General features: G+C 61.7%; 12 protein-coding genes. 9 read left to right on the top strand and 3 right to left on the bottom strand.

All coding sequences use genetic code 11. The features are described from left to right. The 7 genes from AAF604_09645 to AAF604_09615 form a co-directional block, all read left to right on the top strand. The coding region (locus tag AAF604_09645) for an RHS repeat-associated core domain-containing protein (protein ID MEM7049914.1) at positions 1–3,637 on the top strand (3,637 nt) is incomplete at its 5' end. Further along, complete coding sequence (locus tag AAF604_09640) at positions 3,634–3,996, top strand: hypothetical protein (protein ID MEM7049913.1); 363 nt, start codon at positions 3,634–3,636, stop codon at positions 3,994–3,996. The genes AAF604_09645 and AAF604_09640, both read left to right, overlap by 4 nt. 1,387 nt (positions 3,997–5,383) lie before the next feature. Then, a complete protein-coding gene (locus tag AAF604_09635; GenBank protein ID MEM7049912.1) occupies positions 5,384–5,761 on the top strand; it encodes a hypothetical protein in 378 nt (125 codons plus the stop codon). A gap of 36 nt (positions 5,762–5,797) precedes the next feature. Continuing rightward, positions 5,798–6,325, top strand: coding sequence for a barstar family protein (locus tag AAF604_09630; protein ID MEM7049911.1), 528 nt, complete (start codon positions 5,798–5,800; stop codon positions 6,323–6,325). 277 nt (positions 6,326–6,602) lie between these two features. Then, the gene (locus AAF604_09625; protein ID MEM7049910.1) at positions 6,603–7,103 is read left to right on the top strand and encodes a hypothetical protein; all 501 of its coding nucleotides are present in this window, start codon (positions 6,603–6,605) and stop codon (positions 7,101–7,103) included. Positions 7,104–7,131: 28 nt separating this feature from the next. Continuing rightward, positions 7,132–7,656, top strand: a complete 525-nt coding sequence (locus tag AAF604_09620) for a hypothetical protein (GenBank protein ID MEM7049909.1) — start codon at positions 7,132–7,134, stop codon at positions 7,654–7,656. A gap of 85 nt (positions 7,657–7,741) precedes the next feature. After that, positions 7,742–7,963 (top strand): hypothetical protein, encoded by a 222-nt coding sequence (locus AAF604_09615; protein MEM7049908.1) that lies wholly within the window; start codon positions 7,742–7,744, stop codon positions 7,961–7,963. Between the two features lie 201 nt (positions 7,964–8,164). Here AAF604_09615 and AAF604_09610 read toward each other — a convergent pair whose 3' ends face one another. Further along, positions 8,165–8,590: a prepilin-type N-terminal cleavage/methylation domain-containing protein gene (locus AAF604_09610; protein MEM7049907.1), complete on the bottom strand. Its 426-nt coding sequence runs from the start codon at positions 8,588–8,590 to the stop codon at positions 8,165–8,167. An 88-nt stretch (positions 8,591–8,678) separates the two neighbouring features. Then, positions 8,679–9,668, bottom strand: a complete 990-nt coding sequence (gene ftrA, locus AAF604_09605; protein MEM7049906.1) for a transcriptional regulator FtrA — start codon at positions 9,666–9,668, stop codon at positions 8,679–8,681. A 103-nt stretch (positions 9,669–9,771) separates the two neighbouring features. On the opposite strand from ftrA, the gene AAF604_09600 reads away from it, so the two are divergent. Together AAF604_09600 and AAF604_09595 are read left to right on the top strand one after the other, a co-directional pair. Beyond that, a complete protein-coding gene (locus tag AAF604_09600) occupies positions 9,772–10,176 on the top strand; it encodes a rhodanese-like domain-containing protein (protein MEM7049905.1) in 405 nt (134 codons plus the stop codon). After that, positions 10,173–11,153 carry a GNAT family N-acetyltransferase gene (locus tag AAF604_09595; GenBank protein ID MEM7049904.1) on the top strand — a complete coding sequence of 327 codons (981 nt, stop codon included), beginning with the start codon at positions 10,173–10,175 and terminating at the stop codon, positions 11,151–11,153. Before AAF604_09600 ends, AAF604_09595 begins: the two co-directional genes overlap by 4 nt. 43 nt (positions 11,154–11,196) lie before the next feature. Here the strand turns inward: AAF604_09595 and AAF604_09590 are convergent, their stop codons facing one another. Beyond that, the gene (locus AAF604_09590) at positions 11,197–13,605 is read right to left on the bottom strand and encodes an ABC transporter permease (protein MEM7049903.1); all 2,409 of its coding nucleotides are present in this window, start codon (positions 13,603–13,605) and stop codon (positions 11,197–11,199) included. Positions 13,606–13,686: the final 81 nt, after the last annotated feature.

Below are 13,686 nucleotides of genomic sequence, written 5' to 3'. Positions count from 1 at the left end.
CATGGCTCGCTCGGCTCGGCTGTCGAACCCCACCGGCCTTGCGAGGGACGCCGAAGGCAACCTCTACATCGCCGATCGCGGCCACGACCGCATTCGTCGGGTGACGCCTGCGGGAGTTATCACCACCGTCGCCGGCAACGGCGGCACCACCTTCGACCCGGCGAGCGAGGGACAGCAGGCGACCGCAGTGGCAGTGCCCGATGGTAAGTCGGTCACCGTCCGGCGAGACGGCACGATCGTCATCGCCAGCCTCGACCGGCTTCTCGCCGTCGACCCGGACGGGCGTTTGCGCACCCTCCTGGGCGGCGGCACGGCGAATCCCATCGTCGCCGGCGTGCCGTCGCTGAACGGCGACTTCGGCAACTTGTGGAGCCCAAACGAGATGCCCGACGGCACGCTGGCCGTCGGCGACGGCTTTCTCTCGGTGGTCTTTCAAATCGGTGAGCCTTTGCCTGGCTACAGCGGCGACGAAATCCGCATCCCCAATCCCTCGGGCACCGAGGTCTGGGTTTTCGACCGCCAAGGGCGCCACCTCAAGACCGTCGACAGCCTCACCCAGGCAGACCTCTGGGCTTTCGCCTACGACGCGGAGGGCCGCCTGCTGACGCTCACCGATGGCGACAACCTCACCACCGCTATCGAGCGGATCGCCGGAGTGCCGAAAGCCCTCATCGGCCCCTACGGCCACCGTACCGAGCTCGGCCTCGACCCCAACGGCTGGCTCAACGACGTCACCACCCCCGCCGGTCGGCAGCAGACCTTCCGTTACACCGAGGACGGCCTGATGGACCGTCACACCGATGCTCGGGGCGCCACCTCCGAGTACCTGTTCAGCGAGACCGGCCACCTGATCGCCGCCACCAATCGCGCCGGCACCACCCAGACCTTCACCCGTTTCGGATTCGGTGAGGACTACCGCGTGCTGCAGACCTCACCCTCGGGCCTGGCGACCCGCTACCACGTCAACCGGCAAGGCTCCGGAGCGACCGAGAACACCCGCACCCGCTCCGACGGCTTCGCCACTACCACGTCGCGCAGCGCCGACGGAACCCGCCAGCAGGTGGCGCCGGACGGCACCGTCACCACCACCCGCCTGGCCGCCGATCCGCGCTTCGGAATGACCTCGGCGATCGCCGCCGAAGTGGTCACCACCACCCCCGGCGGCAAGACCCGCGTCACCCAGCACGATCGAGCCGTCACACTGGGTGATCCCCTCGATCCGCTGTCGGTGACCTCCATGATCGACACCGTCACCGTCAACGGCAAGACCTCCACCCGGGCCTGGGACGCTGCGACCCGCACTTATACGCTGACCAGCCCCGAAGGACGCATCGTCACCGTCAAGGTGGACGAGCAGCGCCGGCCTCTCGAGACCAAGTTGCCGGGCTTCCTCGCCGTCGAGATGTCCTATGACACCGATGGCCTCGTCCGGAGCATCGCCCAGGGCTCGGGCACCGATCGTCGTGAAATGGCCTTCGACTACGACCTCCTGGGCCGTCTCGAAACTCACACCGATCCCGAAGCTCGCACCACGACCTACACCCACGATCCGGACGATCTCCCGAGCTCCCAAGTGCTGCCTGGGAATCGCACCCTGGGCCTTGGCTTCGATGGCAACGGCAACCTGAATCGAGTCACCCCGCCGGGACGCCCCGACCATACCTTCGAGTACACCCCGGACGACCTTCCCGAGCTCTATCGGCCCCCCACCTTGGGGGGCAACTTCGAGTCGTCGAGCTCGACCTTCGACAACGATCGACGCCCCGAGCTCATCACTCGCGCCGGCCGTCAGGAAGTCGACCTGGGATACGACCCGGAAGGCCGACTCGAATCCATCGCCGTCGACGGCGACGCACTGACCTATGGTTACAGCGACACCACCGGACAGCTCGAAAGCCTCACCGGTCCCGCCGCCGCACCAGATCGACAGGCCCTGACCTACGGCTTCGACGGCTTCCTACCGACGTCGACGACCTGGAGCGGCCCTGTCGCCGGATCCGTCGCACGCAGCTTCGACGACGACTTCCGCCTCACCACGGAGTCCGTCAACGGTCTCCACACCGTCACCTTCGTCTACGACGACGATGGCCTGCTCGAAGGGGCGGGCGACCTCGACCTCATCCGGTCGGCGAGCAGCGGGTTCCTCACTGGCACCGCCCTCCAGTCGGTCACCACGGCGACGGGCTACAGCCCCTTCGGCGAGATCTCGAGCCTGAGCGCGACAGCCGTCTCCACGGAGATCTTCCGCATCGACGTACCGGTGCGAGACTCGCTCGGCCGCATTGTCGAGACCCGCGAGACGATCCAAGGCGTCACCGACACCGTGATCTACGACTACGACCCGGCCGGCCGCCTCGAGACGGTCACCAAGAACGGCACCCTTGTCGCCACCTACGGGTACGACGCCAACGGCAACCGAACGTCCTTCAGCAGTCCCAACGAGACCATCACTGCCGTCGTCCACGACGACCAGGACCGACTCACCACCTATGGCGACCTCACCTTCACCTACAAAAAAAGTGGCGAGCTCGCCACCAAAACCCAGAACGGCCAGACCGTCCAATACGGCTACGACGCCTTCGGCAACCTCCGGACCGTCGACCTGCCGGACGGCATTTCCATCGAGTACCTGGTCGACGGCGAAGGCCGGCGCATCGGCAAGAAGGTGCAAGGCGTTCTCGGGCAGGGCTTCCTCTACGGCGATCGCCTCAACCCCATCGCCGAGCTCGATAGCTCTGGCGCCGTTCTTTCCCGTTTCGTCTACGGAAGTAAAGGCTGGGTGCCCGACTATCTCGTCAAGGGCGGAGTCACCTATCGCATCCTCAGCGACCTGCGCGGCAGCGTACGACTGGTCGTCGACGCCGCCACCGGAGCCATCGTCCAACGCCTCGACTTCGACGAATACGGCCGCGTCCTCCAAGACACCAACCCCGGCTTCCAGCCCTTCGGCTATGCCGGCGGCCTCTGGGACCCGCAGACCGGGTTGGTAAGATTTGGCGCCAGAGACTACGACCCCGAGATCGGCCGCTGGACCGCCAAAGACCCCATCGGCTTTGCCGGAGGAGACACCAACCTCTATGCCTATGTCGCCAATGATCCGATCAATCTCATCGATCCCAGCGGCGAAATCGCTCCTCTGGCGGTGCTCTACCTCCTGGCCGAGATCGGATTCACCATCTATGACATCTACGATCTCCTCAACACCCTCCAAGATCCCACCGTCAGCGACTGCGAAAAGCTCCTCACCGCCATCGGAGCCACCCTCGGCATCGCCGCCGTCGGAGGGGGCTACGGCTGGCTCGCGAGGAAGCTGTATCGGTGGTACAAGGCGAGAAAGGCTGCGGATCTACTCAAAGACGTCGCAAAAAGGCAGTCCAGGAAGGCACCCAATCAGGTCCCTCCCGGAGTTCGAACCCTAGAAGGGCAGTATATAGATGACCTTGGGAGAGTTCAGCCATGGAAGGCACACTACGACGAGTACGGCAGGCAAGTAGGTCGGACGGACTTTAATGCAGGAAACCGTTCTCAAGGAATCCCCGACACTCATTATCATAGGACGGAGTACAGTGCTCAATTCCCCCACGGAAAATCGGCAGGGGATCACGTCCCTGGTGAATTTCCCGGAGTAAGACCATGAACCTAATCGAAACTTATCTCGCGAATAAGCCAGCCTCGTACGGACCGATAGTCTCACTAAACTTCACTCAGCATGAGGACCTGACGAAAGACGATGACATCGTAGTTCGAGAACTTCGACTGATTCTTGCAAAGGGAATCGAGCTATCAGGAGAGCGCCTCGGTCTCCGGTTTCTGGGCATCTACAATCTCAGATTCGAACAACCAGAGCTCAGCTTGGCCTCGCTAGGATTTATTGAACTTTTCGAAACGGACTTCGGTTTTCGCGCTCACGAAGAACAGGGTCTTCTCAAGTTCGACTTTCAGGACCTCAAGATTAAGAGATTCGGAATCAACGAGAATCTAACCTGGCCTGACTAACCACGACACTCCAACCTCCACTGATCCGCGCCCGGCGTCACTCGTCAGCATGAGCCTGCTCGCCCATGGAAACACCGCTGGCCCAGTGGATTGAATCTATAGTCCATTGATCGGGTACAAACCGAAGAAATCGCACCTTCCTCAGCTGCAGTCCCGAGAAGGAACAAGAACACCGATCGTGAAGGTGACCACCACTCGTCGATCTGGAGAAGTCGAGTCGAGACGGTCAAGAGCGATTTCCAGAGCCATCAACCTTGCACTATCTCAAGCTCTCCGCAAACCTCTTTTCCTCACCACTTCAATTGGAGTTCCCGGGACCTAATCTGAGTGAGACCCCATTCGAACTCTCAGGAAACCTGCAACGTGAACTCGAGAACTGGAATGCAGAGTACTTCCTAAAAGTACCACCCTCTGAAGACTTGCAATCTGACCCAGAAACGAGAGGTGTGATTCAAGATCTTGACAATCGAGGGTTAACACTCTGCCAAATGGTTCAATCCGAACTAAACGACGGAAGCAAGATCAAATACTACAGTGAGGGACTTGGTCGGGAGCTACCAATTATCGATCTAATCACCAGAGACGAAGACTGAATCTAGAGACTCGACATGGGCCAGACATCCCGATGGACTAGCGTAACCTCGCAACTCGACGTCAACCAGCTCTTGGAAATCACGATGGGATTCCACGACTCAGTAACTACCGTCGTCTCTTGGAAGGGCAACGCATTTATCTCGACGAACGGAGCACTTGGACAAGACGGCTACGGATCGCTCTTCCTCGGAGTAGGATCCCAATACCCAGGAGTACCAGACATCGTCGCAAGAATACGAGGCGTCAAGTCCTTCGAATATCGCTATGAATCAGAACCCTTGGACCCTACATTAAAACTCTTGCCCCAAGGGATCCACTTAGAATTCGGACCCTGGCGTGCTACTAGAGAGGCCCTGCAATACCGCATCTTCGCCCAAACCCGGCCAGGGCCTCATTTTGCTCTTGACGACGAGTGGTGACTCGACTTTCCGCTCAACGGATTCTTTTCGTCGCCTGAAAATCGATCCAGCGATCTGACCAAATTCAAAATCACACCAATGATCAATAGAAAAGAAGAGATATCTAGCGATGACGCATATCGGGCTATGATCATCTTCCTCAGAGATATCTACCTGAGAACCAAATCAGACGACCTTGGTTCCCTACTGGGCAGTATGTGCCTCTTGTCCGATGGGAAACCAGCAGACCAAGCGATCTTCCACGAATGGCAGACGGCCGTCCGACAAGCGACTCAAGGTACCGTCGACATTCAACTTCGACTGCAGAACACCAAACCCCGGTGAACTCGCCGCAGTGTCGGGACGATCATCCAGTGACGTCGGAGCCCACCCGTTTGGAGCTAGCAGTCCTCAGGAAGACCCTCAAGGGAGAATCTCGAGCGCTCGAGCTCCTTCGAGCACAGCTGAAGACTCTTCAAGTCGTCTCTCGGAAAATCACCGGTTCAGGATTTTTCTCAAAATTCGAGATTAGTCCAGAGCGGAGAATCGACATCCCTGATATTCAGTTCGGAGACGTCATCGCCAACATCACCGGCCTAGCTCACGGTGCCGGCTTCTTGCTCTACCTCCGAGAAGGGCAGCTTGACCTCTTGGAGGGATACTCCTTCGAAGAGCCTTGGCCTCGAGAGATTGTCGATTTCTCGCTTTCTTACAAGAATGAGGATCAACGCGACTGGGGCCATCTAGGCCCTTTTCTCAACGATTGGAAGTAGCCCATCGAAGTCAAACCGTCAAGAAGAAATCAGACGATGCGGACTCACCTCGACCACCTGTTCGAACCCGGCGGTCCATATGTGTCAGCCGGGCTCGGCGAGAGCGAGCGAAGGAACTGGAACACCCAGGCGTTTTACGCTCGACCGGGCCTGAGATGCTGTGCGCGCAACCTCAGGGGCCCGAAGATGAGAACGGTCCAAGGACTGATGAATGAATTCCCGGCAGCCCTGCAGTTCTTCGACGACTTCGGAGAAAATTGGTACGCGCTCGAAGAGTGTCTCAGCTACTTGGATGAGTGGCTCCCGGCCGACGCCTACATCCTCGTCATCGAGCGATGTGAAGAGCTTCTGAAAGATGAGCCTGGCGAGCTAACGACATTCCTCAAGGTACTTCATGCGGTGGGCTCGTTCTGGTCGCAGACCATCGATGACAAGTCCCGTTTCAGCCGAAAGGCAATTCCCTTCAATGTTCTCCTCCATTTTTCGCAAGACTCAGGGAAGAAGCTTAGAAGGCTCAGAGAAGTCGCCAATCAGGCCGGGGTTCCCCTACACGAATCGTCCTGAATCACTCCGAAAAGTCTCCCATGGAAAAACAAGAGCCTCGAAGTTCCAGCCGACTAGAGCACAGCAGACTTTCTTCCAAATTTGCGTACCGTGCGATGTTTACTTTCCTCGATGAGATCTTCCGCCGGACAAAGTCCGATAATCTTGGGGCCTTACCCGGCAGCATCAGCCTGCTCGATGACTGCAGGGCCGCGTATCCAGACATCGAAATCTTCTCAGGTCCAGCTCCGAGAAGGAACAAGAACGCAGTCCGCGAAGGCGACTACGGATTCTTCCGATGATCTGGTTAGTCTTAGTCTTGGGAGGACTAGTCTTCGTCTGGTGGCTTCTCAACGGCCCTGGGGTCAATCGCAAGGTCTCGCAAATGGACCTTGAGATCTACCTGGACATCCTGTACCGCTGCGGATTCCCAAACAGCACCGCAGTGATCACGATCCCAAGACGAAGAGAGTTCATTCAATTCCGCAGAAGATTTCTCGACGATGGAACGACGGACATTCAATTGGGTTTCCCTCTTGCCTCCTGGTCTTCCGGGTATTACGAAAATTTCGTCAAACTCGTTGAAAGAGGAAAAATCGCCTATTTCACAGAAAGCACGGAAGAAGGGACTGTAACCCAATTCACACTCATTAATTTCAACGGCGACCTCCATCGCGCTGGCGACCTCGCCAGAAGAATCCTCCGAGAGGTCTTTGGCGTTGAAGAAGACGTCAAAGTCACTGTAGAGCTCTCCAATTGCAGCCTGAAGGAAGTGCACGTTGAATCAGAGCCTAAGTGAGTTTCCACCCACGCCCGGAGGTCATGCAGTGATTTGGACTCTGGTGATTCTGGCCGGAGTGATGCTCATGCTCTGGCTCAGCCGTCGCCCTGGAAAGCACCGACGAGTGCCGCAACTCGAGTTGGAAAAATACCTCGACAGGCTCCTGAGATCTGGACTAGAGGGAGGCCTCGCGATCATCGAGGTTCCAAAGACAGAAGAGTTCATCCAATTCAAAAAAATATTCAAACCTAACAGAAGATTCTCAATTGAACTTGGTTTTCCATTGGCCCCCTGGTCAACCGAGTTCTACAGTCAAGTGAGGGAAATACTGGAGTCCAACAACTGGGCATACTTCCGTAGCAGCACTGGCGACGAAACAGTTCGCGAGTTCACGCTCGCCGATTTTGGGAACGACGTTAAGCCCGCAGGAGACTGCAGTCGACTAATTCTGCGAGAAGCCTTCAGACTTCAACCGGAGGACACCGTTACAGTTCTTCTCCAGAGTATCAGCCCGCGGGACGAGGTCATCTCCTCACCCCCAGGGAAACCAAGCTCAACACATCATGGTTGAACACCGCACCATTGAGCTTGGCGACAAGTGGCGACCTCAGACCGAATTCCGTAAAAATTGATCCCAAACCTAATGAGAGATGGCCATGAAGAAGGCTCTCTACACGATAATTCTGATCAGCTCCCTCATCGCCAATATCGTTCTTTGTTCCTACGTACTTTATATCGCCGCTCTACTGGATGGCGCCGATACGGTGACGAAGGGACTATGGGAAAGACGGCAGATGGCATTGAAGATCATCAACTACCAGTGGACCGGAAAGCCGAGGCAGCAGGTCGATGAGATGGCACTTGAACTGGAGGAATAGGGAGCTCTGATCGGTCGCCATGGAGATACGTTGGAGATCGACGATTTCATCTTTCGAATCGAAAGCGGAAGAATTTCGGTGGTCGAGGACTTCGACAGCTTCAATGATCGGCCCGAGCTTGTAGATCCTCGTCCCGCCCGGTGAGATCATCTCCTCCCAAGTCGCATCAAAGGCTGGCACAGGAAGAGAAGAACAGAGTCCCTACCAGTCTGAATACAAGGTTCCATCCAGGCTGGTGAGCGCCGAGCTCGAGCGAACGTCCATGATTCCGGCGCTATCAGACAGATCCATGTTCACCGCTTCGACTTCGTGGAGCTCCTCATTCTCGAAGAGAAGCACCCATGCGCCTCCCGTCCCGGCCAGCGGATCGACCGGAACGCGACGCAAGTATCCTCCATCCACGAGCGCTTGCAGCGAGCTCGGGTAGTGCCCTGTGTCACCGTGATATCGATCGAGGACAAACCTCAGGGTGTGAAGGTTCGTTCGCAGGACAGCCTCTTTGGTCCGCATCGGATAGTCTCGAAGACTCGGTAACGCGATCGTGGCGAGAATTCCGATCATTGCCACCACGATGATCAGTTCCAGCAGTGTGAACCCTTGCTGGTTCGTGGAAGCTTGCCGTTTCATCCCCTGGCCTCCTCGCTGAATAGGACCCTCGACAACTTCTACGGCTTCGAGCAGAAGGCCGCCCAGGCCTCAATGGCAATCGGCTCGCCTATCGCAACGAGACAGCGGCCTTCTCCACCCCGTCCCCGGCCGCGAACCTCTTGCGGTAGGCGCTCGGACTGATGCCGAGGGTGCGGCGGAAGTGGAGGCGTAGGAGGCGCGCGTCGCTGAAGCCGCTGCGCTGGGCGATGGTCTCGAGATCGTCGGCGGTGGTTTCGAGAAGGGACTGGGCGTGGAGAACGCGCTCGCCGGTGAGCCAGCGATGGAGGGTGGTGCCGAGGTGGGACCGAAAGCGCCGCGCCAGGGTGCGGGCGCTGATGTGCAGGCCGGCGGCGACGGACTCGGCGGTGTGGGGCTCGGCGAGACGGTCGCGCAGCCAGTCGAGGGTCGGCGCCAGGTCACCGCTGCCGTCGCCGGCCAACGGACGCTCGATGAACTGCGCCTGGCCACCCTCGCGGTGGGGCGCCACCACCAGCCGGCGAGCCACCCGGTTGGCGACGGCGGCACCGTAGTCTTGGCGCACTAGGTGCAAACAGAGATCGAAGCCCGCGGCGCTGCCGGCGGAGGTGAGGATTTGTCCTTCGTCGACATAGAGAACGTCGGGGTCGACCTCGATCTCCGGATAGAGCCGCTCGAGGATTGGCGCATACAGCCAGTGAGTGGTCGCCCGCCGGCCAGCGAGCACGCCGGTGGCTGCCAGCACGAAGGCCCCGGAGCAGATCGACACCAGGCGGCAGCCGCGCCGATGGGCACGCTGCAGGGCAGCGATGACCGGTTCGGGCACGGCATCCTCCGGGCCACGCCAGCCGGGGACGATCACCAGGTCCGCCTGCGACAGAATGGACAGATCGTCGTCCACCACCAAGCCGAGCCCACCGGTGGCCTGCAGCGGTCCCGGGTCCATCGAACGCAGCTCGAAGCGATACCACGGGTCGATCTCCGGCCGTTGCAGACCGAAAACCTCGGTGACGATGCCGAGCTCGAGGGCACTGGCACGATCGTGGGTCAGCGCGACGACGAGGAGAGACCGAGCAGCCATGGCAGGATCTTACCGAAGATTGTCATACCTGCCACTCGTCCCGCGAGCACAGCGACTCTAGGATGAGCCTCGAACCGATCGAACCCGGGAGGCCGCCATGAGAATCCGATCCGCCGTTCAGCAGTTTCGTCCCGCCCCCTCCGCCGCCGCGGTGACCCACTTCGCCCGCCGGCTGAGCTTCGAGACCGACTGCTGGGACGTCCACTTCGCCCTCACCGAGCAAGAGCAGGACTTCGTTCTTCTCGACGTGCGCTCGCCGGACCTCTACGCCAAGGGACACCTACCGAAGGCCCTGTCCCTCCCCCACAGCGAGATCAGTCGAGAGCGCCTCGCCGAATACCCCGACGAAACCCTGTTCATCACCTACTGCTCCGGTCCGCACTGCAACGGCGCGAATCGGGCCGCCCTGCGGATCGCGCGCCTCGACCGGCCGGTGAAGATGATGATCGGCGGCGTCACGGGCTGGCTCGACGAGGGATTCGAGCTGGTCGGAGACGGCGGCGCATGAACAGTGGACTGGTGAACATCCGCCCGCTGGCGGAAGCGGACCTCGCCGAGCTTCTCGAGCTTTGCGCCGAGCACGCCGCCTACGAGCGGCAGCGCTTCGAGCGCGGCGAGCAAGAGCTCCGTTGGCGCGACATGATCCTCGGTCGCGAGCCGCGGCTGCGCTGCTGGGTGGCCGAAGACGCGACCGGCTTGGTGGGCTTCGCGAGCTGCTCGACCGAGGCCGCCACCTGGTCGGCGTCCCAGTACGTCCACCTCGACTGTCTCTACCTGCGTCCGCAGGCCCGCGGCAGCGGGCTGGGAAGACAACTCCTGCGCCGAGTCGCCGCGACCGCCGAAGCGGTCGGCAGCGATCACCTGCAGTGGCAGACGCCGGTGTGGAACCACCGCGCCGCCAGCTTCTATCGTCGGCTGGGCGCGACGGCTCGCCACAAGCTGCGCTTTGCCCTCGGCGGCACCGCCCTCGCCGACCTGCTGGCCGATCGACCGACGGAGCCCACGGCGCCAGACCCCGAGCCCGGCCCAGACACCTATGCCCCGCGCCAGTGCCGCTTTCTGGGGATCGAAACCTGGCAGGACTGGCAGTGCAAGCTCTACGGCATCACGCGGGGAGGAGCCGAGATCTCGGCCGAACAGGCTGACGCCGCCCGCCAAGCCGTGCGTGCGACCCTGCCGACGCCCGGCCAAGGCCCCGGCCGATTCGGCCTCGGCTTCGCCATCCTCCACGCCGGTACCGAGGCCAACTGGCTGCTGGTGGACTGGTGGACCGACGGCGGCATTCTGCGCCAGAAGATGCTCGCCGCGCCCCTCGACCAGGCATCAGGGTTCGTTGCCGTCAGCGATCCCGAAATCACCGCCTGCGTTTGGGAGCTGGCGGTGATCGATCACGAGCGGCGAGCCTGGATCGAGGCCGGCATGGCCCGGCCCTCGGCGGTCGACGAAGGGACCTACCTGGGCCGAGTGCTCGAGGGCGACATCTAGACCTACCCCTCACCCGTAGTCGGAGGCGCGGGCGAGACCAAGATCAGTCGCGCAGGGCCAGCATCGGGTCCACCCTCGACGCCCGCCGCGCCGGCAGCAGGACCGCCGCCACCGCCACCGCCAACAGCAGAACGGCGGTCGAGGTGATGGTCATGACGTCCGTCGAGCTGACCTCGAAGAGCAGGCTCTCGAGTAGTCGGCCGACCAACAGGGTGAAAACGACACCGAGACCGATGCCGAGTAGAACCGGCTTGAGGCCCCGGCGCAGCACCCAGCTCAGGATCTCGTTGGCCTGGGAGCCCAGGGCCATGCGGACGCCGATCTCCTGGGTGCGTTGGCTGACGCCGTAGCTCACCACGCCATAGATCCCCACCGCTGCCAGCATGAAAGCGAGGACGGCAAAGGCCAGCAGCACCATCAGCAAGAAACGCTGCCGCGAGACGCTGTCGGAAACGAAGCGTTCGAGGGTCAGGCTGGGGGCGATCGGCTGATCGGCGTCGATCTTCCAGATGGCCGAGCGCACCTGCTCCGAAAGACCCCCGAGGCGGTCCTCTTCTCCCCACACCACGACCTGCAGATAGGGCAAGGGGAAGGCCATCTGGGGATGAGGCTTGTACATCGCCGGCCGCGGCTCGAGGTCCATCCCCGACTCGCGCACGTCGCCAACCACCCCGACCACCTCGGCATAGGGACCGTCCGGTCCGGCGGTGCTGAGGCGCTGGCCGACCGGGTTCTCTCCCGGCCACACCAGCTCGGCGAGGGTCTGGTTGACCACCATCACGAGCGGCGCTTCGCCATGGTCGCTGTCTCGGAAGGTGCGTCCGCGCAATAGCGGAATGCCAAGGGTGCGGAAGTATCCCGGCGTGACCAGGTCGAAGGCCGCCACCGGCACATCCGCCGGATCCGGCACCGGCTGGCCGGCAACGTGGTACTGCAGCTCCAGGCCACCCATGGTGAGGGGCCGAGTGGTCAGGCCGCCGGCTTCTCGCACTCCCGGCCGGGACCGCACCTCTTCGAGGGCGCGGCGATAGAACTCGGCGATGGCGTCACGGTCCGGATACTTCGAGGTCGGTACCGACATCGCCATGATCACTCGTCCCTCGGTCTCGAAGCCGGGGCTCTTCGACTGCAGCTTGTAGAAGCTGCGGGCCACCAATCCACCGGCCACCAAGAGCACCATCAAAAGCGCCGTTTGAGCTACCACCAGGGCGTTGCGGAAGCGATTCTGGCGCGCCGATCCGGCGGTCCGCCCGCCGCCATCCTGGAGCGCCGGAACCAAGGAGAAGCGCGCCCCGCGCAGGGCCGGCAAGAGCCCCACCAGCAGCGCCGTCAGGATGGTTGCGCCCAGGGTGAAGAGGATCACCCGGCCGTCGATGCCAACCTCGTCGAGGCGCATGATCGAGCGCGGCGCATAGCGCACCACGATCTTCAGCACCCAAGACGAGAGCATTAGGCCGAGGGCGCCGCCGCCGAGGGTCAGCAGCGCCGTCTCGGTCATCATCTGGCGCGCCAGGCTGCCGCGATCGGCCCCCAGGGCCATGCGCAGGGCGAGCTCCCGCTGGCGACCGGTGCTGCGCGCCAGGATCAAGTTGACCAGATTGGCGCAGGCGATCAGGAGAACCAGGCCGACGCCCGCCAGCAGCAGGTAGAGATTCTTCTGGATCGGACCGAGGGCGTCCTCCACCAGCAACGCCATGCCCGAGCTCCAGCCCTTGTTGGCGGTCGGGTACTCGCTCGCCAGGCGATCGGTGATGGCGTCCATGTCGCGCTGCGCCTGGTCCACCGTCACCCCCTCCTTGAGGCGCGCCAGGATGCGGAACTTGCGCGTCGCCCGACCCTCGAGGGTGAGCTCGTCGTCGCTGAGCACGCGGGGCACGAAGACCTGCGGATTGGAGAGATAGGGAATGCGCGCCTTCTCCGGCATGATGCCGATCACCTCGTAGGTCGAGGCGTTGAGGGAGACGGTCTTGCCGACCAGGTCCGGATCGCCGGCGAAGCGGCTCTGCCACAGGCCGTAGCTGATCACCGCCACCTTGTCCCGTCCCGCCTGGTCCTCGAGCGGCAGGAAGCCGCGGCCCGGGTTGGGCTGCGCCCCGAGGGCGGCGAAAAAGTCGTGCGAAACCTGCATCGCGAGCAGCCGCTCCGGCTCGTCGCCGCCGGTCAGGGTGAGATAGGCGGGATGGACCAGAGCCATCGACTCGAAGGTCTGGTTCTGCTCTCGCCAATCGAGAAAATTCGGCGGCGAGATGGTCCAGGGGCGACCATCCTTCTCTTCCCAGAGCACCGCGATGCGCTCCGGATCGTCATAGGGCAGGGGCCGCAGGATGACCGCGTTGACGACGCTGAAGATCGCCGCGTTGGCGCCGATGCCGAGGGCCAAGGTGAGCAGCGCGATGCCGGTGAAGGCCGGGCTCTTGCGCAAGCTCCGCAGCGCCAGTTTGAGATTCCTCATCAAGCTTTCCACGTCTGTCCTCCAATCCCCCCGCTTCGGCGGGGTCCAGCGGCCGCGAGTCGCCGGCGGCCGGATTCGCAC

The organism is Acidobacteriota bacterium (assembly GCA_039028635.1).
Lineage (GTDB): Bacteria > Acidobacteriota > Thermoanaerobaculia > Multivoradales > JBCCEF01 > JBCCEF01.
Note: the sequence above shows the minus strand (reverse complement) of the source record. Positions and strands in the feature narration are given on the sequence as shown.